Genomic DNA, 23167 nt, shown 5'->3' with positions numbered 1-23167 from the left:
GTAGAATACTATGCCAAAACGCTGAACGGGGTGGCCAGATGCATGTACAACTGAAGCGGCGCATTTATATTACATGTATTCTTCTTACGGGTTTATTCGCTTTGCTTATGATTCGTTTGGCTTGGGTTCAGGGCATTCAAATCAACCGCACGATGCCAGGATTTCAACGTACCGTTCGTGAAATGTCTGTATTGCAGCGAGAGCGTGGAGTGGTTCTGGATACGGGACGAGGACAGTTTACCGATTATAAGGGGCAGCCCCTAACAGGCAAGCTGGAATGGGGGTTGGTCCTTTTTCCACATTCAGATCAAACAAGTCATGCATATCTATCCACAATGGCAAATTCGGAAGTTAAGGAATTGGCGGCTCTCTTACATACTGATGTGAAGTCGTTACAAAAGGAATGGAATCAAGGGAACGCACCCCATTTCTGGACAGCAGGTGCCAACCAGCCGAGTACGTTGACCGATTCTCAGGTTGCCCGACTACGTGAATTGAAGGCAGACGGAGCGAGTGTGTATCCTCTCATGACACGTTATGGACAAGCAGCTACGGGCATGCAATGGTTGGGTTATCTTGCTGAACAGCCTGGGTTCTCGAATGTGCAGTCGGGTCACAAAAATGAGGTGAAGCAGCCTTTTGCCATGAAATCTGGAGCAGCTGGGTTGGAAAGAACAATGGAGCCTTTATTGATGGGCATTGGGCCTACTCTGTTAACACGCATGGTTACAGGTTCAGGAGAAGTTATTCCGGATATCCAGCCACGCGTGATTGCCCCCTCCAATACACACTATCCATTGCATGCAGAGACGACGATCAATATCGATGTGCAGCAAGGGATAGAGCAGATTGTGAAGAAGTCCGGAATGAAGGAAGGAGCTATCGTTGTGCTGGATGCAGCCAATGCAGACGTACGTGCAATGGTTTCGGCACCGTTCTATAATCCGCAGCATGTAGACCCTAAACAAACGGCTTGGTCGAATCGTGCCGTGCAGGGGGCTGTACCGGGTTCCATATTCAAAATCGTTACAGCAGCGGCCGCGCTGGAATATCACGCAGTATCCAAAAGGGAGACTTTTCATTGTGGTGGCGAGTGGGGGAAATATGGTCTGTCCTGCTGGAAGGAGCATGGGCATGGGACATTGAATCTGGAGCAAGGGTTTGCCGAGTCCTGCAATATTGTATTTGCTGAAACTGCTCGTCGGCTCAGTATGGAGCAGTTGGAACGTACGGCAGATGCTTTGGGATTGGCACGTCCAGTTGGCTGGGAGGGAAAGCAAATCGCAGGAATGACGGTACTGCATCATTTTGATCATGAGGACGCAGGAAGAGTGAGACTGCCATCCGTCTCTCCTCTGGATGAAGGAGCCAAGGTACAGACGGCTATCGGTCAGCGGGACGTTCTGGTGACTCCATTACAAGCGGCTAATCTGATCGTTACGCTCTTGCATGATGGCAAGGTGAGTGCTCCACGCCTTGTTCAGCGTATCCGATATGCCGATGGCGATACGATGCTGGATATGCCGATGCATGATTCACCATCTTCGGCAGGACGGATCTCTCCAGCTACGGCGCATCAACTGTTATCTTGGATGAAGAAGGTTGTCAGTGACGGAACGGGAAAATCCCTGCAACATGCACGGTGGCAGGTGGCAGGGAAGTCAGGCACAGCACAGGTACAGCAGCATGGAGAGAAACGTAACCATCAATGGTTTATCGGGTATGGACCTACGGAACAACCCAAATATGCTGTAGCTGTCCTTGTCCAAAACGTTGCTCCAAGCAGCCGTCATCAAGCAACGGCGATGTTCAGAAAAGTGATGGACTATTTGGCTGAATCCTCATGATTACCGGGAGGAGCAGGTTCTTGCACCGAAGGCTCAGCATTCATACGAGAGGTGGTGCTACCCGGTGTGTCCATCACTAATGGGGAGGATTCGAATTCATCCTTCGGCAAGTGAATCCATTGCTGGAGATATCCTTGTTGCAGTAGTTCTTTGAGCAGAATCAGCAGCACCGGAGACAATACCACACCGGCCAGACCAAAGACAGAGAGCGAGATCAACATAAAAGAAAGCATCAAGTATGCGGAAGAGACTCCGATTGAATTACCCGATATTTTGGGCTCCAGCAGTTGGCGTGTCAGCATGGTTACAGCAAGGACTACAATTAAGCCAATCGCAAGGCTGCTATTTCCCACAATGAACAGATACACAATCCACGGAATGAATATAACTGGAACACCAAGCAAAGGCACAAGGTCAAAAACGGCGCAGATGGCTGCGATGGTGAAGGCATTGGCAGTTCCAAGAATCAACAAGCCTGCATAAATCAATACAAAAGTAATCAGCATCATAATCATTTGGGCCTTCAAATACGAACGGATCGTCTTGAACACATGATTACGCATAAATTCAAGAGCCAGCTTCAACGTTTTTGGTGTTTTGGCCCGGGCAAATTTCCTCCAGGATTCAATCTCGATACTGAGAAAAAACGCGAGAATAATGGCAATCCCGAAATTAGTAATAAAGGAAGAAAATGAACTGAGAAAACCGATGACGATTTGTGCACCACTGGTCACCCATTTGGACAGGAATCCGGTCAGTGTAGCAAAATAGTCACTAACCTTCTCGGTTATTCCGTCAGGTAAAGCATCGGACTTGTCCTGAATAAAATAAACCAGATTGGTGAATTCACGCTGGACCATCTCGATATAATAAGGAAAATTATCCTGCAAATTAGAAATTTGGGATACGATAATTAATCCCAATCCAAAAAAGGCAGCAACAATAACAGCAAGAAACAACAAAACCGAAATAGCGGCGCCCAAGGTTTTGGGCAATCCTTTGCGGTGCAGAAATCTTGCCAGGGGTTCGATCATCCAATACACTATAAATGAAAGAAAAACTGGCGCAGCCAATTGATATAATCGACTGAATCCGTACATGATAAAGTACACGGTTAATACGAGCAGCGCAATGTCAAAGACGGTGCGCCCATATTTTTTGTAAAGCGGCAGCATGGGCAGGGCTCCTTTGTTGGTCATTAAGGTAAAAATTAGGATGCATTTATTGTACACGATAGCTATCTTTTTGGGAAAAGAGGATTCAAGAAAAGGCTGAATTATGATAAAATTAAAGGCGGTTTATTTTGGTTAGTGCTATATTATGGCACGGTAATTCAGCAAGAGAAGCGGGGAGTTTGTAGCATGACAAATTTACTTCAGAGCATATTACTGTGGTTATTGTACATTTCATCGTTTTACGCCTTTATTCCGAGTTTAGTTAGCAGATTTTTCGGTTTTCGTGTGTTCAGGCGCGGGAGAAGTGAGACGGAGTTTTCCTTAACCTTTGATGATGGGCCGGACCCGGAATACACACCCAGATTGCTTGATTTACTACACCAGTATGGGGCAAAGGCAACGTTTTTTGTAGTCGGGGAGCATGCAGCCCGTCATCCCGAACTCATTCAGCGTATACATGAGGAAGGTCATCTTCTCGGAATTCATAATTATATTCACAAAACGAATTGGTTGATGCGACCGCGTACGGTTCGAGATCAGATTCAACGAACAGGTCAGATTATTCAGGAGGTTACGGGGGTAAGAACTTGTTATTATCGTCCACCGTGGGGGATTATGAATCTGTTTGATTTTTTCAGTAAAAAAGATCGTCGGATTATTCTGTGGTCGTCCATGTTTGAGGACTGGAGAAGTAGTGTAGGCGTTGAGAAATTGACAGAACGAATGTTGAAGGAGCTAAGGGGCGGAGAGGTCATGTTGCTGCATGATCGAGGGACTACCCTCGGCGCTGATGCACACGCGCCGGAGCAGATGCTCCAGGCGCTCGAAGTCGTATTGCAGGAGGCAAACAGGCAGCAGTTGCACAGTGTACGCATCGATACGTTGATGGGAGGCGTTACGGTGAGCGAACCTAAAAGTACAAATCAACCACAAACACATTTATCACCTTGGAAACGGATGGTTGTTGCTTTGTGGCTAGGGTGGGAGAAGTTGTTTCATTGGGTATACCATCTGCATACAGCGTCACCGGAGGACCCATTGCTGCATTACCGCTCCCGCGTATATCATGGAGCATTGGTTGAAATGAATGACGGGCATGTGATTCGTAACGGAGATCCGGTTATTGAACTTCATTTTGATAATAAAAAGCTTTTCGATCTAGGTATGACTTCACGCTCAAGTATGCATCTGGCCATTCGCATGATTCGGGCCATGGAACAGCAACTTCCTGATTTGGCCCGGCAGGTCGCACTTGAACCTGAACTTCGTTCAGCCAAGGCTCTATACGGTGTGAGCATGATTAACCGGGGACCGGAGAAATTCGGGTTTACGGTTCGGGAGTTGGCTCCTGGGCCGTTCAGTTCTGCATCCAAAGTGTATCTGAAACTGCTGCTAAGCGTCATTCATCCGGCAGGAACGAAACGTCTGAAGCAGCGATCCGAACAATTGGTTCCAAAAATGATTGCCATGCCGCTTGACGTGTTGCTGGATCGATATGGTCAGCACGCATTGGTAGCTGCAACGGCGGAACAGTCCTCTGAGGAATTGTTGGTTCCTGAACAGGATCTTGTACCTGAACGAAACTGATTGCGAAATGAATAAAGAAAAGGGTTGCCCTTCGCCGAAGTCGGCTGAAGAGCAACCCTTTATTTATGTTTCCGATATAGAAATTCACCGGATATCTCATACTTGAATTAGATACTCAGTACGCCGCCGTTGCTTGCATTCGTTACCAGTTTGGAATAACGAGCGAGGTAACCGGTTTTTACTTTCGGTTCAAAGCCTTTCCAACCTGCGCGACGACGTTCGAATTCTTCGTCACTGATATGCAATTCGATGATGCGGTTGTTCAGATCAAGTTCAATGATGTCTCCTTCTTCAACAAAAGCGATTGGACCGCCTTCAGCAGCTTCTGGAGAGATATGTCCGATACTGATTCCGCGGGATGCGCCAGAGAAGCGTCCGTCGGTGATCAGACCTACTTTGGCACCAAGGCCCATACCTACGATTTGGGAAGTAGGAGCGAGCATCTCAGGCATACCTGGTCCGCCTTTTGGTCCTTCATAACGGATAACGACAACATGTCCTTCTTTTACCTTGCCGTTTGCAATGCCTTCGAGCGCTTGTTCCTGGGAGTCGAAGCAAATAGCAGGACCTTTGTGATATCCACCAACCGAAGCGTCAACAGCACCAACCTTGATGATGGCGCCTTGTGGTGCAAGGTTACCAAACAATACAGCCAAGCCGCCTTTTTCGGAATGCGGGTTATCCAGGTGGTGGATGACATTGGTATCTTGGATTTCCTGACCTTCAACGTTCTCACGGATCGTTTTACCTGTTACCGTGATACAGTCGCCATGAATTGCACCTGGTTTCTTGAGCAATTCGTTCAGAACTGCACTTACGCCACCCGCATTGTGAACGTCTTCGATGTGAAGATCGGAAGCAGGTGCCAATTTGGCCAAGTGAGGAACGCGGTTAGCAACTTCATTGATTCGCTCGATTGGATACTCGATGCCTGCTTCATGAGCCAGTGCCAATGTATGAAGTACCGTATTCGTGGAACCACCCATAGCCATATCCAGTGCAAAAGCATTGTCGATGGCTTCTACAGTAACGATATCGCGTGGTTTCAGATCCAATTTGATGAGTTCCATCAGTTGTTTAGCGGATTGTTTAACAAACTCACGACGCTCAGGAGCAACAGCCAGGATGGTTCCGTTACCTGGCATAGCCAGTCCCATCGCTTCAGCCAGACAGTTCATGGAGTTCGCAGTGAACATACCGGAGCATGATCCACATGTTGGACAGCCGAACTGTTCAAGTTCAAGCAAGCTCTTATCATCGATTTTACCAGCTTGATAAGCACCTACGCCTTCAAAAACGGAGGTCAAGGACAGAGCTTTACCATTGCTGTCACGACCTGCCTTCATTGGACCGCCGCTGACAAACACGGTAGGGATATTACAGCGGAGTGCGCCCATCATCATACCTGGTGTGATTTTGTCACAGTTCGGGATACATACCATGCCGTCGAACCAGTGTGCAGATACAACGGTTTCCACGGAATCCGCAATAATGTCACGGCTTGGCAGCGAGTAACGCATACCAATGTGTCCCATGGCGATTCCGTCGTCAACTCCGATGGTGTTGAATTCGAATGGAACGCCACCGGCTTCACGAATAGCTTCCTTTACAATTTTACCGAATTCCTGCAGGTGGACATGGCCGGGCACGATATCGATGTAAGAGTTACATACGGCAATAAATGGTTTGCCAAAGTCCTCTTCTTTAACGCCCGCTGCGCGGAGCAAACTGCGGTGCGGTGCACGGTCAAAACCTTTTTTGATCATATCGGAACGCATCTTCTTGGCTGACATGGTGTATTTCCCCCCAAATTTATAATATTGAGCAACATGAATGGAAATATAAATGGCAGTGCATCTGTCGTTTAATTTCATCCGTACTCTAAAAAAATTGACCAGTGATACTGGTTTCGAGCTTCCCGTAGTTTGTGAAGTTCTTTGCTGCTTTAAACCCGTGAACAACCCGGTTTTTCTATAGAGTCTATCACAACCGTCGTCATAATTCTACAATTCAATAGAAAGAAGCTTCAATCCATTAGTGGAATGAAGCTTTCTTGATTTGATGCACTGCATCAGGTGATCTTTCACTGCTACCTATGGGGATAGACTAACTGCTCCCGCCTTTGCGGCCAATCTCCCGATAGAATTCTTTATTATGAGTTTCGGAAGTTGCTTCTCCACCCTTGCGTCCAATTTCCTTATAGAACTGAGAATCATGCGCATCTGAAGTCGCTTCTCCACCTTTTTTACCTATCATTTGGTAGAAGCTCCGATCATGCTTTTTGGATGTGGCCTTGCCACCTAATCTACCCGCTTCCTCGCGACTCATTTTGTGTTCAGACGTCTGTGGACGTGCCATTACAAATCACTCCTTATATCATAAGTAGATTGTTGTAGCGCGTATTCCTACTTACCACAACATTTCCAGCCTGAAACAAGTCGATTTGAATGGAAAGGAGCAGGATTTCAGTTTATCTAAACCAGGATGCTGAACGTTTTAATACCCCCTGATGGTTGAAGTGAAAGCGGGAAATATCGGGCTCAATGAGAGGGCGAAAGGCATGACGGACGGCTGGGTGGGCCAGCGTTATAGCGAACAGTAACGCAATGGAGACAATCACCGGAATATACAAGCTGGTCTCCAGATAGTTGTAAACCCCGGACCAGACCGCCAAGCGAACGAGAAATCCATGTAAAAGGAACACATACAGAGTGCGTCGTCCCAATTCAGTCAATCTGGATGTTAATGAAGGGACCCAGGCGAGAAATAATGCTCCTGATCCAATTTCAAGTGCATAGATTCCGAGGCGGTAAATTCCTGCAAACCACTCATGATGTCCAAGCTCTGCATAAGTCATGCTTCCCAGTAACCAGCCTGGTGAAATGTTGAACCCTCCGAGTCCAATCCAACCAAGAAGAGCAGCAGATAACGTAGCTGCAATTCTTCGGCCCCAGCCGGATCGCAAATGGGAGCGGATGGACGCTCCGTAGTCATACCCGATAACAAAGAAAGGAAGGAACACAAACGTTCGGCTGAAGCTCAACCAGAAACCATCAAAGGGTAAATATCCGGCACATACTCCCAGCATCACGGCACCCAGTAATCTATAGATCGGCTTCCAGGAGAGTGTAAGACGAAGCAACAGCCGCCAGCAGAAATGACTTGCCAGAAACCAGAGCAATAGATAAGGTGCAAAGAAAGACAAACGCATATGCGGTGTGTGGAATACGGTGAAATCCATTATTGCATACAAGGACTGAAACAGAAGGTATTGTAATGCAATCTGCTTAAGCACATTGCGGCCAGATGTACCTTTGAGTGAATGTCTGGCAAAGTAGCCGGTTACCCATACAAACAGCGGCATGTGAAACGTATATATCCACAGAAACAGAGCCTCTGCTCCTGCAAGACGCGTAATGATTGGTTCAAGAGCATTGCCTGCTAGTACACAGACAATGAGCATGAAGCGCAAGTTGTAAAAAAAGGAATCCTGATCTTTGTGAATGATGGTCGGTTTGTTCATGTTGTAGCCCCCCTGATAACCCTTGGCGATTGCAATCTGCTTCTGTAATAAGGGTAATATGGATGTGTAACATTCATTGTGATATATTTCACAATAGTAAGCGCTATCCTTTCTCAAAGCTGTGACAACAAAATGAACGCTCCGGGATTGACAACGGTTGCATAGAGGCTGACAATGGGGAAAGAAGATGAGAAATTGTAAATATAAGGAGGGGAGAATTCATGTCGACGAATACCCGCCCTAGCCCTGAAATTGTTACGTTTGGCGAAAGCATGGGTTTGCTGACAGCAAAGGATACAAGAGGTCTCGAATATGCAGCGACATTAGACAAATCATTTGGCGGCGCAGAGAGTAATCTGGCTATTGGTGTATCACGGCTTGGGCATACCAGCGGCTGGTTTGGCCGCCTGGGTAATGATCCGATCGGTAACATGATCTTGAAGGCAATTCGTGGTGAAGGTGTAGATGTATCCAGAGCAAGGATGAGCGACAAAGAGCCCACTGGTTTGATGATTCGTGAGAACGCTTCCGGGAAAGCCTCGGTGCACTATTATAGGAAGCTATCCGCTGCAAGTGCGATTACTCCTGAAGACCTGGACACGGATTATATTGCGGGTGCGCAAATCCTTCACGTTACAGGCATCACCGCAGCAATAAGCGCGTCGGGACTTGCTACTGTTGAAGCTGCTATACATATAGCTAAGCAGGCTGGTGTGAAAGTGAGTTTTGATCCGAATCTGCGTCTTAAACTGTGGTCAGCTGAAGAAGCGCGTCCTGTTCTGCTTCGTCTGGCTGAGCAAGCGGATTATTTCTTGCCGGGTCTGGACGAGATGAAACTTCTGTATAACGAAGAAGATGATCAAAAAGTCCTTGAGCGTTTGTCCGCTATGAATGCAGTCTGTATCGTGAAGGGCGGCCCTGATTTGACCTACGTATTGGTGAATGGTACCCTAACGGAAGTTCCGTACTTCAAGGCAGATCATGTCCTGGATACGGTTGGGGCAGGAGATGGATTCTGTGCGGGCTTTTTGTCCGGCCTTATTAAAGGATATTCTCCGCAGGAGGCGACCCGTCTCGGGAATTTGACCGGTTCCATGGTAATACAGGCTGTTGGCGATTGGGAGGCGCTCCCGACGTGGGAGCAGGTCGAGGCCAAGCTGAACAATGTAGCTCATGTTGAGCGCTAGTCGCTGCTGATATCATATATGTCTCATCTTCGTTCATTAATGTAAGGCTTGTAAAAGACAACCACATTGACAAGGGAGAGAATGAAATGAAGAAGCTTCAGCTGCTACAAAAAATAACGGATAGTGGGGTTGTTGCGGTTCTGCGTGCAGATTCTGCTGATCAGGTTATCGCCATGGCCGAACAAGCCATCGCGGGTGGCATCAAGATTATCGAGATTACGATGACGGTACCTAGTGCCCTCAAGGCCATCGAGAAATTAAGCCGTGTATACCATTGGAACACGCAAGATCCAGAGAAATTTGCCATTATTGGAGCTGGAACAGTGCTTGAACCCCAGACAGCGCGTGCCGCGATTATGTCAGGTGCCGAGTTTGTTGTGGGTCCTTCCCTGAACCCGGACACTGTGAAAATCTGCAACCTGTACCGGATTCCGATTCTTCCAGGGGTAATGACCATTGCGGATGTTCAACGTGCATTGGAACTTGGCGTGGATATTGTGAAGTTGTTCCCCGGTAATCTCTACGATCCGTCCATTATCAAAACGATGAAGGGACCTATGCCACAAGCAAATTTTATGCCGACTGGTGGGGTGTCCTTGTCCAATCTAGGTGACTGGATCAAGGGAGGCGCTGTTGCTGTAGGTATTGGCTCGGACCTTACAGCGGAAGCAGTGAAGACGGGGGACTTGAGTCATGTTCGCCGCAAAGCGGAACAATATATGGATGCTTACCGCAAGGCCAAGGCTGAATAGCGATGAATGATGGAGAAGGGGAGCCTCAGGAATGAAGGCTCCCGTTCTGCAAGCCGCGGCACCTGCGGAAGTGCAGAAAGGTGATGAACGTTGAGAAACCGATATAATACAGGGCGCAAGAAGAGGGGCATCGGGAAATTCCTGCTCGTTCTTCTGGCGCTCATTGTCATTGGATGTGGGTTTGTGGCCTGGAAGCTGTTTACGCCTTATGGACCACAGGAGGTGGCTCAGACAGCCATGGAAACTGCAAATCAGGTGACTGTAACTGAAAAAGACAACTGGATTGATTTTGTACCGGACAAATCTGTTGGGGTGAGTGTTATTTTTTATCCAGGTGGATTGGTTAAACCGGAAAGTTATGCACCTCTTGCCCATGAACTTGCGGCAGCAGGACATCATACCATTATTGCAAAAATGCCTTTTAATCTGGCGGTAATCAAGCAGAATCTCGCAGATGATATTATTAAAGCCTATCCAGATGAACAATTTGTTATGGGAGGGCATTCTCTTGGTGGATCAATGGCAGCACGTTATGCTGCTTCCCATCCAGATGCACTTCAGGGCATCTTTTTCCTCGCATCTTATCCGGATGAAAAAGGCAGTGTGAAGTCACTGGGGATACCCGCGTTATCCATCTTGGGTACGAATGACGAAGTTGTGAATGCAACAAAGTATCAGAATGGTCGGGCATATTTGCCAGAAGATACGGTGTATTACACCATTGAAGGTGGTAACCATTCGCAGTTTGGTGACTATGGCCACCAGAGCGGTGACGGCGAAGCTGGGGTCAGTGAAGAGGAACAACTGTCTCAAACGGTTAAAACGACTGTGGGCTGGCTGGATACAATCAAGTAAGCTGCAATTTCAACGGTGAATGGAACGAATCCATAGCAGATGGGAACTGGGGGTGATACGTATGTCTATGCTTCAAATCCGTGGTAAGCAAGTTACCTGCCGAGGTATTCTTTTTGATAAGGATGGAACGCTGCTGAATTTCTTACAGCTATGGGGGCCGTGGGCGGAGTCTTTGCTGAATCAGTTGGAATCACAGCTGTCAGAGCTTGGTGCCTCGTTCACGGTGGAGCGTGAGCAAGTTCTCGGTACGGTCCGCAATCGCGAAGGTCAGCTGATCGGATATGATCTTCAAGGGCCATTAGCTATTGCCACGGTGGACGAGAGCAACGGTTTGCTTGCTGGGCAGTTGTATGCCGCAGGCATGCCGTGGAACGAAGCAATCACTACGATCCGCCATTTTTCCAGTGTCGCCATGGATGAGGTACGGCAGAGAAAAATGGCTGAACCACTGCCTGGATTAAATGCATTTTTGCAGAGCTGCCAGAAAGCATCGATTCCGATGGCAGTGGTCACTTCGGACAGTACAGCTGCTGCCGAGGAGCATATGGAGTGGATGGGAATCCGGTCATATTTTACATCGATTGTTGGCAGTGACCGGGTGACTCTGGGCAAACCGGATGGAGAGGCTGCGGTTCTGGCTTGCCGGGAATTACATATTCTTCCTGAGGAGGGTGTGGTGATCGGTGACAGCAATGGGGATATGCAGATGGGACGTAACGCAGGGGTGTCCTATAGAATTGGTTTCTGTCCAGAAATCCAGAGAAGCCACTATTTACATGACGCCAATGCAATTATCCAAAATTATGATGAGTTAAAAATCATCTCTGAATATTCTTCACAGGGGTGATCTCATAAAGGAGGAGAGAGGATGAACGCAACAGAACAACTGGCTGCCTGGATTAAGGAAAGTTCAAATATTGTTTTTTTCGGAGGGGCCGGAACTTCAACGGAAAGCGGGATTCCCGACTTCCGCTCTGCCGCTGGCTTATACCAGACAGAGCAGCATTCACCCTACCCACCGGAAGAGCTGCTGAGCCGACATTTTTTTGATCAGCATGCTGATATTTTTTATGATTTTTATCGAGGCAAAATGCTTCATCCCAATGCGATGCCCAACGGCTGCCATCGACTGCTCGCCAGATTGGAGCAGGAAGGAAAACTTCAGGCGGTTATCACGCAAAATATCGACGGGTTGCACCAGAAGGCTGGCAGCAGCAATGTCCTGGAGCTTCATGGTTCGATCCATCGAAACGCTTGTATGGATTGCAAGAGATTTTACGGGTTGGATGACATTATTACGGCAAAAGATACGGTTCCTCGTTGCACTGAATGTGGTGGCGTGATCAAGCCGGACGTCGTGCTGTATGAAGAAGAACTGGACCAGACGATATTATATCGTTCGGTTGACGCACTGTCCTCGGCAGATTTGCTGCTGGTTGGTGGAACTTCACTAACGGTGTATCCTGCCGCACAATTGATTACGTACTTTCAAGGGAAACACACGGTCTTGCTGAACGCTACACCTACGGCTTACGACAGGCGAGCTGATTTGCTGATTACAGACCCTATTGGTGAGGTAATGAATAAGGTGGACCAGCTTCTTGGTTAAACGTAAGTCGACATTGTCCGAATAACCGCATTCTCCGGCATACGGACCGGGAACTAGAGGCGGAACCTGGGGAAAGAAGGGATTCATGATGGTCTACGTAGCCAGCGATGCACGCTACGAAACAATGAAATACAACCGCGTTGGACGTTCAGGTTTGAAACTGCCAGCGATTTCACTTGGGTTATGGCATAATTTTGGTGGCATTAATAATGCGGAGAACGGCCGAAATATGATTACCCGTTCGTTTGATCTGGGCATTACGCATTTTGACCTTGCCAACAATTATGGTCCGCCGGCAGGTTCGGCAGAGCAGTTATTCGGTCAGGTATTGGCACAGGATCTGAAGCCATATCGAGATGAACTCGTCATCTCCACCAAAGCCGGGTACTATATGTGGCCTGGACCTTACGGTGAGTGGGGTTCTCGTAAAAACCTGGTTTCCAGTCTCAATCAGAGCTTGAAGCGCATGGGTCTCGATTACGTAGACATCTTTTATTCTCATCGTTATGATCCCGAAACACCTCTGGAAGAAACCATGATGGCGCTGGACCATATTGTTCGTTCCGGCAAAGCATTGTATGTCGGCATCTCCAACTATCCTGCAGAACAGACGAAGCAGGCGGCCGAGATTCTCAAAGGTCTGGGTACACCTCTGTTGATTCATCAACCCAAATATTCAATGCTGGATCGCTGGATTGAGGATGGGCTGCAGGATGTACTTGATGAGTATGGAACAGGCAGCATCGCTTTTTGTCCATTGGCACAAGGCGTGCTCACCAACAAATATCTGAACGGTATTCCAGAAGATTCACGTGCCAAGGGCCCGTCTGTGTTTCTGAATGAGAACAACATCTCGCCAGAGACATTGCGCAAAGTGCGTGCTCTGAACCAGATTGCAGCATCACGTGGTCAGAGTCTGGCCCAATTTGCTCTGGCCTGGGTATTGCGTGATGGCAAAGTAACCTCTGCGCTGATTGGTGCAAGTCGTCCTTCGCAGATTGAAGAGAATGTGGCTGCTCTCAGCCAGTTGGAATTCTCCTCAGAGGAATTGGAGCGCATTGAATCGATTCTTCGTCCGGAACCGGATCATAAATAAAGTTCAAAAGGTGCATCTTAGCCATAATGGCGGGATGCACCTTTTTTGTCTTTTATTATTTATGCTGACCTAGGCGATAGGAGATCCTACTTTTGATTACAGGATTATCGCTGGTTCGGTGGTACTTGGCGTGTCGCTTGATGCAAGGGCCTGTTAAGAATGTTCTCCCGGTACAGACTAGGGGCTTCCCCATGGAATCGCTTGAACTGTTTGGAGAAATACAGCGCATCTGGCAACCCCACGGAGGCCGATACCTGTTCAATGGACAGATCCGGACGTTCCCGCAGCAGTTGGCGCGATTTATCGATCCTCAGTTTAAGCAGGTAGGTAACTGGTGATAGTCCGGTTTCCTGTTTGAAAATGCGGGACAGGTAAGCACGGTTATAGCCAAGACTGGCCGACATTTGCTCAATCGAGACAGGGTAGGCATATTGAGTAGACATGTATTGAATCATCTGTTTTACAGTTCGTCGTATGGAAGATTCACCTGGTACTAAGGTTTGCCCCTGAGAAAGGTGATTTTGTGCCTCGGCTAGAATCATATATAACGTACCCAATGATGTAAAATGAGAGCTTTCTTTTCGCTCGGCAAAAGCCGTCTGCATCACGGATAACCAATCGGAAATACCGCAGGAAGGACCGGCATGAAAGACGGATTTTTCCGGACGGAAACCTGCTTCCTCTATATGCTTGGCAGTCTGGCTGCCGGTAAAGGCCATCCAGCGGTATTGCCAGGGATTCCGGGCATGAGATTGGTAGCTTACAAGCTGCCCTGGTTGAATAAGGAAACAATCTCCTGCGGATAGTTCGTAGGTATGTAGTTCAGTACGGAACGTACCGGCTCCTTTTTCTACATAATGCAATAGATAATAATCGTATAGCTTCGGGCCAAGGGCGTGACCGGGAAGGGTCTGGCTTGCCCCTGCAAAGAGGACATGCAATGCCCCTTTTTCATAATAAACAGGATTGGAGGCAACCGAATAGCTGAGTGCTCCACTTTTGCCAGAGGTTTCCGGAATTTGTTTTATCGGATCCCCCGTTAGACCTTCCTTACGTTGTTCAGTCATGATGACATTCCTTTCCTTCCTGGGTGTTCCATTCATTATACGTCGAAAGGTCACATTTATCCATATGGAACACACATGGTTGCATTTCAAGAGGAACCGCCTTCTTGTATAATAACATTAAGAAAACCAACAACATTGAGATGGGGTGCAGCAGCAATGAACATAAATGAATTGAAACAAAAGTTTATTGACAAGTACGGAGAGAGTGGAGCGGACATCCGTGTGTTCCATGCCCCTGGGCGGGTGAATCTGATCGGTGAGCACATTGACTATAACGGGGGGTACGTGCTTCCGGCAGCGCTTGAATTCGGTACCACTTTGATTATCCGTGAGCGTGAGGACAACAAGTTGCAGTTGGCTTCCACGAATATGCCCTATGAAGGAACGCTGGATACGTCCTCCATTGGCAAAGAGAAAACAGGGGAATGGACGGATTACCCGGTAGGCGTCATGGTTGAACTGCAAGGCAAAGGCGTAAAAGTAACCAAAGGTTATGACTTCCTCTATCATGGAGAAATTCCGAACGGCGCAGGACTTTCCTCTTCCGCATCGCTGGAGGTTCTTACCGGGTTTGCTATCCAGTCGCTTGAAGGTGTGAATGATATTGATACGGTTCAACTTGCGCTGCTGTCCCAAAAGGCAGAGAACGAATTCGTTGGCGTCAACTGTGGCATCATGGACCAGTTCGCTGTAGCTAATGGAGCAGAGGATCATGCGATCCTGCTGATGTGTGACACCCTTGAATATGAAAAAGTGCCATTCCGTACCGGCGCCTACAAGCTGGTCATTGGTAACACGAACAAACGTCGGGGGTTGGTGGACTCGGCTTATAACGAACGTCGCTCCCAATGTGAGCAAGCACTTGCCATTTTGAAAGAACAACTGCCTGCATTGAACTATTTGGCGCAACTTACACCTGAACAATTCGTTACACTGCAGGATCACATCAAGGATGAGAAGGTAAGACAGCGTGCCCAGCACGTCGTGGAAGAGAATGCACGTGTACTTGCATCGGTGGATGCACTGCGTGATAACGATCTGGAAACCTTCGGTAAGCTGATGAATGCTTCTCATGAATCCCTTCGTTATCTATATGAAGTGAGCTGCGAAGAGCTGGACGTGATGGTTGAAGAGGCTCAACGTATTCCAGGCACTCTGGGTGCTCGGATGACTGGTGCAGGATTCGGTGGATGTACGGTATCTCTTGTGCATGAGGACGATGTAGAGCGTTTTGTAAGCGAAGTTGGAGCGGCATATGAAGCACGCACCAGTCTAAAAGGCGAGTTCTATGTATGCGGAGTAGGCGATGGCGTTAAAGAATTGAAGGAGGCGAATTAAGATGGCGATTTTGGTGACAGGTGGAGCAGGATATATTGGTTCTCATACGGTAGCGGCTTTGTTGGAGCGTGGCGAAGAGGTAGTTGTACTGGATAACTTGCAGACAGGGCATCGTGAAGCTCTGCTGGGCGGAAAATTGTATGAAGGTGATCTGCGTGACAAGGAACTTCTGGCGAAGCTGTTCGCTGAGAACTCCATTGATGCAGTCATCCACTTTGCGGCTAACTCACTGGTTGGCGAGAGTATGAAAGATCCTGTGAAATACTATGACAACAACGTGTTTGGCACATTGTGCCTGCTGGAAGCGATGAATGCAGCGAATGTACGTCGCATCGTCTTCTCCTCCACGGCTGCTACTTACGGCGAGCCGGAGAAAGTGCCGATTGAAGAGAGCGATCGCACAGAGCCTACGAACGTATATGGTGAAACCAAGCTGATGATGGAGCGCATGATGTCTTGGTTCGATAAAGTACAGGAAATTAAATACGTCTCCCTTCGTTACTTCAATGCTGCCGGAGCCCATGATAGCGGCAAAATCGGTGAAGATCACCAGCCGGAGAGTCATCTTATCCCACTCGTACTGCAAACGGCATTGAAACAACGTCCACACATCGCCGTGTTCGGTGACGACTACGCGACAGAAGACGGAACCTGTGTACGTGATTACATCCACGTAAGTGATCTGGCGGATGCGCATCTGCGGGCCGTAGATTATCTCCGTAAAGGGGAGAACAGCAACGTGTTCAACCTGGGCAACGGTCAAGGCTTCTCTGTTAAACAGGTTATTGAGACGGCTAAGAAAGTAACCGGACTGGATATTCCGGTTGTACAGGAACCACGTCGTGCGGGTGATCCAGCTGTACTGGTGGCTTCGTCTGCCAAAGCAAGATCCGTACTGGGTTGGAATCCAAAATGGACCAATCTGGAAGATGTCATTCAAAGCGCATGGAGCTGGCATCAGTCCCACCCTAACGGCTACGGAAAAAACTAGGAGGCGAACATCGATATGTCACAGACTCATATTGCAGCAGGTGCCACAGAGCGGACACCGGAGCAGCAGGAAGCACTGCATGCCATTGAACGTCTGGTAGCATTTTCCTTGCAGAACAAATTGATTGAAGAAGCGGATCGGGATTACAGCCGTAATCTACTGCTAGAACAGTTTGGGTTCTCCGAGCCGTATGCTGGAGTATTGAACGAGACGGTGTTGGATGGACCCCAACCATTGCTGGATACGTTAATTGATTATGGGTTCACCATTGGACTTATTCCTGAAAATAGCGATACGTTCCGTGATTTGCTCGATGCAAAAATTATGGGTCAATTGATGGCACGTCCATCTGAGGTGGTGCGCGCATTCCGTCATACGGAGCAGACTGAAGGCATTGAGGCGGCTACCTCGCAATTTTATGAGCTTTCAATTCATTCCAACTACATTCGGATGGACCGTATCTCCAAGAATGTGTATTGGACACAGGATACAGCTTATGGAGATATGGAGATTACAATCAACCTGTCCAAGCCGGAGAAAAGTCCAAAGGAAATCGCGATGGCAAAGCTGCTTCCGCCTCCGGTATATCCGAAATGCCAACTTTGTCGTGAAAATGTGGGCTATGCGGGACGGGTCAACCACCCGGCCCGTCAAAACCTACGTGTCATTCCATTGGAATTGAACGGCGAACCTTGGTTCTTCCAATACTCGCCATACGTGTACTACAACGAGCACTGCATTATTTTCCATCACGATCATGTGCCGATGAAATTAACCAAGGATACGCTGCGTAGGCTGCTGGCTTTCGTGGGGGAGTATCCGCATTACTTTATCGGTTCCAATGCCGATCTGCCTATCGTTGGCGGCTCCATCCTGACTCATGACCATTTCCAGGGTGGACGTCATACCTTTGCCATTCAAAATGCGAAACCAGAGGCAGTATTCCGCCATGCTGGTTCGCCGGGGCTTACGCTTAGTCTTGTGAAATGGCCAATGTCCGTTCTGCGGCTGGCTTCACACGATCCTGCAGAGCTGCTTGAAGCGGGTAACGCATTATATGAAGCGTGGAAGGTATACAGTGATTCTACGGTGGAGATCGAGGCATTCAGTGAGGTTGATGGAGAACAGATTCCACACAATACAGTGACTCCAATCGTTCGTCGCAGTGCGGACGGAGGATATGAGATGGACCTCGTTCTGCGGAACAATCGCACGAATGATGAACATCCCGAAGGGATTTTCCATCCGCATCGTGAAATGCATCATTTGAAAAAAGAGAACATTGGACTCATCGAAGTGATGGGGCTTGCAATCCTGCCAGGTCGTTTGAAAGAAGAGCTGGACAGCATCGCGGATATTCTCGCTGGGGATACCAAACTTGCTGAGGCGGCCAAAGCTTCCGAACATGTGTTGAATAAACATCTGGGCTGGGCAGAAGAACTGATCGAACGTTTCGGTCCCAACCTGAACAAGGAGCAAGCTGTTGCGCTCGTGCAACAGGAAGTCGGCTTGAAATTCGCCGAGATTCTGGAGCATGCAGGTGTGTACAAATATGATGAGGCGGGACGTCAAGCCTTCCGTCGTTTTGTAAGCAGCATGGGATACACCGAATAGTAGTCAACTAACCAAAACACCCGCCCAATCATGAGCGGGTGTTCTTGTCGTTCTTGACATTTGTGTGCATTGGAATGAACTACCGAGCCAGTTATAATAGAGGGAAGTCTTAGAGTACCACAATGAATTGAGGAAATGGGGTTAATAATATGGAAAAGAAGGCATTGGATATTCCGTTGATCACAGATGCTGAGGAACTGCAAGGCATGGTGGGTGAACCGCATGAACATGTGCGTAACAAGGCAATCTCATTTGTGGATTCACATGTTCAGAACTTTCTATCCATATCACCATTATTTTTCCTCTCCACGTCCGATCGTGATGGGAAAAGTGATGTGTCACCCCGGGGCGATGGAGCGGGATTTGTAAAAGTTTATGATACATATCGGCTCATCTATCCCGAACGCCCGGGCAATCGGCGGATAGACTCCTTGTTGAACATTTTGTCTAACCCTGGTATTGGCATGCTCTTTTTGATTCCGGGTCTGAATGAAGTGCTGCGCATTAATGGTACAGCGTCCATTACCAAGGATGAAGAATTTATCGCGAGTATGGGCTGGACCGGTAAAACGATTGGTGCGGCTGTCATTGTGGATGTGGAAGAGTGCTTTATCCATTGTCCGCGGGCATTCAAACAGGCTGGATTATGGGCCTCAGAAACCTGGGTGGATGCTGAAGATTTGCCTTCAACGAGCGAGATGTTTCGAGCCCACTTGCAGATTAACGGGTTGTTATAAAGTGAGTGACTATGGATTTGTTTTTCTATAAACGGGGTACTATAATTGGAGTTGCACTAAAAAATTCTAAACTCCATTGGAGGCGACATAGATATGAGATCATTTCAATTTTATAATCCAACCCGATTGATTTTCGGTAAAGGTCAGCTGGAAGCACTGAAAACCGAAGTACCGAAATACGGCAAACGGGTTCTGCTTGTATATGGTGGCGGCAGTATCAAACGCAGCGGATTGTACGATCAGGTGATCGGTTTGCTGAAGGAAGTTGGAGCTGAGGTTACGGAGTTGGCTGGTGTAGAACCGAACCCACGTCTTTCGACGGTTCACAAAGGCGTAGACCTTTGCAAAACGAATAACATTGACCTGATCCTCGCTGTAGGCGGCGGCAGTGTACTGGACTGTGCCAAAGCGATTGCCGTAGGTGCTAAATATGACGGCGACATGTGGGACTTTGCTCAGCGCAAAGCCGTAGCACAGGATGCTCTTCCACTCGGAACCGTGCTGACAATGGCTGCAACTGGCTCGGAAATGAATGCCGGTTCGGTTATCACGAATCAGGATACACAGGAGAAGTTGGGCTGGGGCAGCGCGTATTCGTTCCCTGCGTTCTCAATTCTTGATCCGGTAAATACATATACCGTTCCTCTGGACCAAACGGTTTATGGCATGGTTGATATGATGTCCCACGTACTGGAGCATTACTTCCATCTGGATGCCAACACACCGGTTCAACTCGGATTCTGTGAGACGATTCTGCGCACAGTTATGGATGCAGCCCCTCGTTTGGTTGAAGACCTGGAGAACTATGAACTGCGTGAAACGATTCTGTACTGCGGAACGATGGCATTGAATGGTGTACTGAACATGGGTCTCGCTGGTGACTGGGCTACTCACAATATCGAACACGCGGTATCCGCAGTGTATGACATTCCGCATGGCGGAGGGCTCGCGATTCTGTTCCCGCATTGGATGAAGCATAATGTGGACGTCAATGTGGATCGTTTCATACGTCTCGCGATCAATGTGTTCGAAGTTAATCCTGAAGGTAAATCGGACAAACAGATTGCTGAAGAAGGCATCGAAGCGTTGAGCAAATTCTGGACATCCATTGGTGCGCCTAACCGTCTGGCTGATTATGATATCGATGACAGCCAAATCGAAGTGATGGCTGACAAAGCCATGCTCTTCGGCCCATTTGGTAACTTCAAAAAATTGCAACGTGAAGACGTTGTATCTATCTACAAGGCTTCTCTATAAGAATAAAACATAAAAACACAGCGATGTGTTCTTGAACCGCACGTCTCCTTTAACGGAGATTTGCGGTTTTTTTGTTGTGAATAAGAGCGAATTGGAGAATGTTCTAGGAACTGGACCATTTTTCAACCAGAATAACCATTATCGGGTCTAGGAACCAAATGAGGAAAGATTTTGAAACATAACAGTGGGTTGCTACGTATTTATTTACATGAGGAATGCCCAGTTGGATGGAATTGCGGCAGAAGAGAGGAGGAACGGGGAATGGAGTCAATCTATTGGGGGTGTCTAATCGGAGGAGCCATATTTGCAGTCGTCAGCCTTGTGCTAGGTGACTTGATTGATGGCTTGCTGGACGGGGCCTTTGAATTGCCAGGCCTTGATTTTTTCAAACCTGTTGTGCTGGCTGGTTCCATAACAACCTTTGGCGGAGCCGGTATTATGCTGACACGTTATAGCTCGATAAGTGCGATTTCGGCACTGATACTATCCCTGCTTATAGGTATTGCTGCAGCCATGCTGGTATTCTTTGCATATATCAAGCCGATGCGTAACAGTGACGTTTCCATTGCGTTTTCCATGAAAGAGCTATCTGGGAAAATTGGAGAAATTACCATTCCGGTACCTGAAAAAGGTTTTGGTGAAGTCATGATCAAGATTGCTGCCGGTAATACGGTGCACACGGCATCCAGCTTTGAACATCGTCCCATTGCGGCGGGAGCACGTGTTGTAGTTGTGGATGTAACCGAAGGCGTGCTGCGTGTGTCGGAATGGGATGAAGATGTACTTAAAGATGTTTAAGGTAGTTTAACCGTTAGCAGTGTAAGCAGTCATGTATGAATAAGGGGAGAGATGTGGAATGAGTGATTTGAATTTGGATATGGATGTATTGTTGATTCCTGCAATAGTTGTCGGTGTTATTCTGATTCTTGGTTTGGCGTTCTGGGCGAGGTACAAAACGGTTGGGCCGGATGAAGCCATGATCGTTACGGGTTCATTCCTTGGAAGTAAAAATATTTCCGACGATGACTCCGGACGCAAAATTAAAATTGTTCGTGGAGGCGGCGCATTTATCTTGCCAGTATTCCAGCAGTCAGAGTTTATCTCGCTGTTGTCCCATAAGCTGGACGTTTCCACACCAGAAGTATACACGGAACAAGGCGTACCGGTCATTGCCGATGGTGTCGCCATTATCAAGGTCGGTAGCTCAATAGAAGACGTGGCTACTGCAGCCGAGCAATTCATCGGTAAGCCGGTAGAATCGTTAAGAGGCGAAGCACAGGAAGTTCTGGAAGGGCATTTGCGGGCCATCCTCGGAACGATGACGGTGGAAGAAGTATACCGTAACCGCGATCGCTTCGCGCAAGAGGTTCAAGGTGTAGCTGCCAGGGATCTGAAAAAAATGGGACTGCAAATTGTCTCTTTTACCATCAAAGATGTTCGTGACAAACAAGGTTATCTGGATGCCCTCGGTAAACCGAGAATAGCAGCCGTCAAGCGTGATGCTGAAATTGCGGAAGCGGAAGCGATGAGGGATGCACGTATTCAGAAGGCCAATGCAGAAGAGCAAGGGCAAAAAGCCGAGTTGCTGCGTGATACGAATATCGCTGAAGCTGCAAAAGAGAAGGAACTGAAAGTAGCGACGTTTAAGCGGGATCAGGATACTGCTAAAGCAGAAGCGGATCAGGCTTACCATATCCACGAAGCGCGTGCGAGACAAACCGTGGTGGAGGAAGAAATGAAAGTTGAACTCGTTCGTAAAGAACGTGAGATTGATCTGCAAGAGAAAGAAATTATCGTACGTGAGAAGCAGTATGATGCTGAAGTGAAGAAAAAGGCAGAAGCGGATCGTTATGCGGTGGAGCAGGCTGCCGAAGCGGATAAAGCCAAAAGAATGCGTGAAGCCGATGCAGTACAGTACTCCATTGAAACGCATGCGAAAGCTACTGCGGAGCAGAAGCGTCTTGAAGGGCAGGCTATGGCGGATGCAGAACTCGCTAAAGGTACAGCGGATTCAGAAGTTATTCGTCTGAGAGGACTTGCAGAAGCGGAAGCGAAGGAAAAACTGGCCGAGGCGTTCCAAAAGTTCGGCGAAGCTGCCGTGCTCGATATCATCGTCAAAATGCTGCCTGAACTTGCTGGTAAAATTGCGGAGCCGATCTCTGCGATTGATAAACTGACTGTTGTGGACACAGGTAAAGGTGAAGGCGCCACTCGTGTAAGCAATTATGTAACTGAGCTCATGGCGACGGCCCCTGAGATGCTCAAAAGCGTTTCCGGCATTGATGTGGAGCAGTTAATTAAAGGCCTCACCAAACCTAAAACAACAGCACCGGTTGCTATCCAACAGAGTGAACCTGTAACGACTCCCTCTATAATCGATAAGATTGTGGAAAAAGCTGGAGTTGACGAGTAAGACAACGAATTATAAAGCAGTCATGCTCTATTGACCTCAAGGCGAATTTTTGTTACTTTTTAAGCGAGACGTCCGGCGCGGTTTGCCCGCTTCCGGATGTCTTTTCTTTCTTACTAGGG

General features: G+C 48.0%; 19 protein-coding genes and 1 pseudogene. 15 read left to right on the top strand and 5 right to left on the bottom strand.

Annotation, left to right across the window (positions count from 1 at the left end):
• Window positions 1-38: 38 nt before the first annotated feature.
• On the top strand, window positions 39-1847 hold the full coding sequence (locus BLS14_RS21255; RefSeq protein WP_256336623.1) for a peptidoglycan D,D-transpeptidase FtsI family protein: 1809 nt from the start codon (window positions 39-41) through the stop codon (window positions 1845-1847).
• Here BLS14_RS21255 and BLS14_RS21250 read toward each other — a convergent pair.
• Complete coding sequence (locus BLS14_RS21250) at window positions 1826-3022, bottom strand: AI-2E family transporter (RefSeq protein WP_090953814.1); 1197 nt, start codon at window positions 3020-3022, stop codon at window positions 1826-1828. The genes BLS14_RS21255 and BLS14_RS21250 overlap by 22 nt on opposite strands.
• A 186-nt stretch (window positions 3023-3208) precedes the next feature.
• Between BLS14_RS21250 and BLS14_RS21245 the strand changes: the two genes are divergently transcribed.
• Window positions 3209-4609 (top strand): polysaccharide deacetylase family protein, encoded by a 1401-nt coding sequence (locus BLS14_RS21245; RefSeq protein ID WP_072734753.1) that lies wholly within the window; start codon window positions 3209-3211, stop codon window positions 4607-4609.
• A gap of 107 nt (window positions 4610-4716) precedes the next feature.
• Here BLS14_RS21245 and ilvD read toward each other — a convergent pair whose 3' ends face one another.
• From ilvD to BLS14_RS21230, 3 genes and pseudogenes are all read right to left on the bottom strand, one after another.
• Window positions 4717-6402, bottom strand: coding sequence for a dihydroxy-acid dehydratase (gene ilvD / locus BLS14_RS21240; RefSeq protein ID WP_063566857.1), 1686 nt, complete (start codon window positions 6400-6402; stop codon window positions 4717-4719).
• Window positions 6403-6718: 316 nt separating this feature from the next.
• Window positions 6719-6967: pseudogene (locus BLS14_RS21235) on the bottom strand (KGG domain-containing protein); the annotation flags it as partial.
• Window positions 6968-7079: 112 nt separating this feature from the next.
• Window positions 7080-8132 (bottom strand): acyltransferase family protein, encoded by a 1053-nt coding sequence (locus BLS14_RS21230; protein WP_090953812.1) that lies wholly within the window; start codon window positions 8130-8132, stop codon window positions 7080-7082.
• A gap of 221 nt (window positions 8133-8353) precedes the next feature.
• Here BLS14_RS21230 and BLS14_RS21225 point away from each other — a divergent pair, with 221 nt between their 5' ends.
• The 6 genes from BLS14_RS21225 (at window position 8354) to mgrA (ending at window position 13631) form a co-directional block, all read left to right on the top strand.
• Complete coding sequence (locus tag BLS14_RS21225; RefSeq protein WP_063566859.1) at window positions 8354-9319, top strand: sugar kinase; 966 nt, start codon at window positions 8354-8356, stop codon at window positions 9317-9319.
• 86 nt (window positions 9320-9405) lie between these two features.
• Entirely contained in the window at window positions 9406-10071 is a 666-nt protein-coding gene (locus tag BLS14_RS21220; RefSeq protein WP_063566860.1) for a bifunctional 2-keto-4-hydroxyglutarate aldolase/2-keto-3-deoxy-6-phosphogluconate aldolase, read from the top strand.
• 90 nt (window positions 10072-10161) lie between these two features.
• Complete coding sequence (locus tag BLS14_RS21215) at window positions 10162-10926, top strand: alpha/beta fold hydrolase (protein ID WP_090953810.1); 765 nt, start codon at window positions 10162-10164, stop codon at window positions 10924-10926.
• Between the two features lie 61 nt (window positions 10927-10987).
• Entirely contained in the window at window positions 10988-11773 is a 786-nt protein-coding gene (locus tag BLS14_RS21210) for an HAD family hydrolase (RefSeq protein ID WP_090953808.1), read from the top strand.
• A gap of 21 nt (window positions 11774-11794) precedes the next feature.
• Window positions 11795-12535, top strand: coding sequence for an NAD-dependent protein deacylase (locus BLS14_RS21205; protein ID WP_090953806.1), 741 nt, complete (start codon window positions 11795-11797; stop codon window positions 12533-12535).
• Between the two features lie 88 nt (window positions 12536-12623).
• Window positions 12624-13631: an L-glyceraldehyde 3-phosphate reductase gene (mgrA, locus tag BLS14_RS21200; protein ID WP_063566864.1), complete on the top strand. Its 1008-nt coding sequence runs from the start codon at window positions 12624-12626 to the stop codon at window positions 13629-13631.
• 104 nt (window positions 13632-13735) lie between these two features.
• On the opposite strand, the gene BLS14_RS21195 is transcribed toward mgrA, so the two are convergent.
• Entirely contained in the window at window positions 13736-14698 is a 963-nt protein-coding gene (locus tag BLS14_RS21195) for an AraC family transcriptional regulator (RefSeq protein ID WP_063566865.1), read from the bottom strand.
• A 156-nt stretch (window positions 14699-14854) separates the two neighbouring features.
• Here BLS14_RS21195 and BLS14_RS21190 point away from each other — a divergent pair, with 156 nt between their 5' ends.
• From BLS14_RS21190 to BLS14_RS21160, 7 genes are all read left to right on the top strand, one after another.
• Window positions 14855-16036, top strand: a complete 1182-nt coding sequence (locus BLS14_RS21190) for a galactokinase (RefSeq protein ID WP_090953805.1) — start codon at window positions 14855-14857, stop codon at window positions 16034-16036.
• Window position 16037: 1 nt separating this feature from the next.
• Window positions 16038-17027 carry a UDP-glucose 4-epimerase GalE gene (galE, locus tag BLS14_RS21185; protein WP_063566867.1) on the top strand — a complete coding sequence of 330 codons (990 nt, stop codon included), beginning with the start codon at window positions 16038-16040 and terminating at the stop codon, window positions 17025-17027.
• Between the two features lie 15 nt (window positions 17028-17042).
• Window positions 17043-18641, top strand: coding sequence for a UDP-glucose--hexose-1-phosphate uridylyltransferase (locus BLS14_RS21180; protein ID WP_090953804.1), 1599 nt, complete (start codon window positions 17043-17045; stop codon window positions 18639-18641).
• A 149-nt stretch (window positions 18642-18790) separates the two neighbouring features.
• Window positions 18791-19378 carry an MSMEG_1061 family FMN-dependent PPOX-type flavoprotein gene (locus tag BLS14_RS21175; RefSeq protein ID WP_090809510.1) on the top strand — a complete coding sequence of 196 codons (588 nt, stop codon included), beginning with the start codon at window positions 18791-18793 and terminating at the stop codon, window positions 19376-19378.
• 93 nt (window positions 19379-19471) lie between these two features.
• Entirely contained in the window at window positions 19472-20635 is a 1164-nt protein-coding gene (locus BLS14_RS21170) for an iron-containing alcohol dehydrogenase (protein WP_090953803.1), read from the top strand.
• Between the two features lie 261 nt (window positions 20636-20896).
• A complete protein-coding gene (locus BLS14_RS21165; RefSeq protein WP_063566870.1) occupies window positions 20897-21433 on the top strand; it encodes an NfeD family membrane protein in 537 nt (178 codons plus the stop codon).
• Between the two features lie 58 nt (window positions 21434-21491).
• Window positions 21492-23048 carry a flotillin family protein gene (locus BLS14_RS21160; protein WP_063566871.1) on the top strand — a complete coding sequence of 519 codons (1557 nt, stop codon included), beginning with the start codon at window positions 21492-21494 and terminating at the stop codon, window positions 23046-23048.
• Window positions 23049-23167: the final 119 nt, after the last annotated feature.

Origin of the sequence: Paenibacillus sp. OK060 (assembly GCF_900101205.1) — a bacterium.
Classification (GTDB): Bacteria; Bacillota; Bacilli; order Paenibacillales; family Paenibacillaceae; genus Paenibacillus; species Paenibacillus marchantiae.
The sequence above is the reverse complement of the archived record's forward strand: the minus strand, read 5'-3'. Positions and strand labels throughout refer to the sequence as shown.

Coding starts and splice junctions, on each gene's coding strand:
- BLS14_RS21255 (WP_256336623.1), top strand. CDS start 39: ATGCATGTACAACTGAAGCGGCGCATTTATATTACATGTATTCTTCTT.
- BLS14_RS21250 (WP_090953814.1), bottom strand. CDS start 3,022: ATGCTGCCGCTTTACAAAAAATATGGGCGCACCGTCTTTGACATTGCG.
- BLS14_RS21245 (WP_072734753.1), top strand. CDS start 3,209: ATGACAAATTTACTTCAGAGCATATTACTGTGGTTATTGTACATTTCA.
- ilvD (WP_063566857.1), bottom strand. CDS start 6,402: ATGTCAGCCAAGAAGATGCGTTCCGATATGATCAAAAAAGGTTTTGAC.
- BLS14_RS21230 (WP_090953812.1), bottom strand. CDS start 8,132: ATGAACAAACCGACCATCATTCACAAAGATCAGGATTCCTTTTTTTAC.
- BLS14_RS21225 (WP_063566859.1), top strand. CDS start 8,354: ATGTCGACGAATACCCGCCCTAGCCCTGAAATTGTTACGTTTGGCGAA.
- BLS14_RS21220 (WP_063566860.1), top strand. CDS start 9,406: ATGAAGAAGCTTCAGCTGCTACAAAAAATAACGGATAGTGGGGTTGTT.
- BLS14_RS21210 (WP_090953808.1), top strand. CDS start 10,988: ATGTCTATGCTTCAAATCCGTGGTAAGCAAGTTACCTGCCGAGGTATT.
- BLS14_RS21205 (WP_090953806.1), top strand. CDS start 11,795: ATGAACGCAACAGAACAACTGGCTGCCTGGATTAAGGAAAGTTCAAAT.
- mgrA (WP_063566864.1), top strand. CDS start 12,624: ATGGTCTACGTAGCCAGCGATGCACGCTACGAAACAATGAAATACAAC.
- BLS14_RS21195 (WP_063566865.1), bottom strand. CDS start 14,698: ATGACTGAACAACGTAAGGAAGGTCTAACGGGGGATCCGATAAAACAA.
- BLS14_RS21190 (WP_090953805.1), top strand. CDS start 14,855: ATGAACATAAATGAATTGAAACAAAAGTTTATTGACAAGTACGGAGAG.
- galE (WP_063566867.1), top strand. CDS start 16,038: ATGGCGATTTTGGTGACAGGTGGAGCAGGATATATTGGTTCTCATACG.
- BLS14_RS21180 (WP_090953804.1), top strand. CDS start 17,043: ATGTCACAGACTCATATTGCAGCAGGTGCCACAGAGCGGACACCGGAG.
- BLS14_RS21175 (WP_090809510.1), top strand. CDS start 18,791: ATGGAAAAGAAGGCATTGGATATTCCGTTGATCACAGATGCTGAGGAA.
- BLS14_RS21170 (WP_090953803.1), top strand. CDS start 19,472: ATGAGATCATTTCAATTTTATAATCCAACCCGATTGATTTTCGGTAAA.
- BLS14_RS21165 (WP_063566870.1), top strand. CDS start 20,897: ATGGAGTCAATCTATTGGGGGTGTCTAATCGGAGGAGCCATATTTGCA.
- BLS14_RS21160 (WP_063566871.1), top strand. CDS start 21,492: ATGAGTGATTTGAATTTGGATATGGATGTATTGTTGATTCCTGCAATA.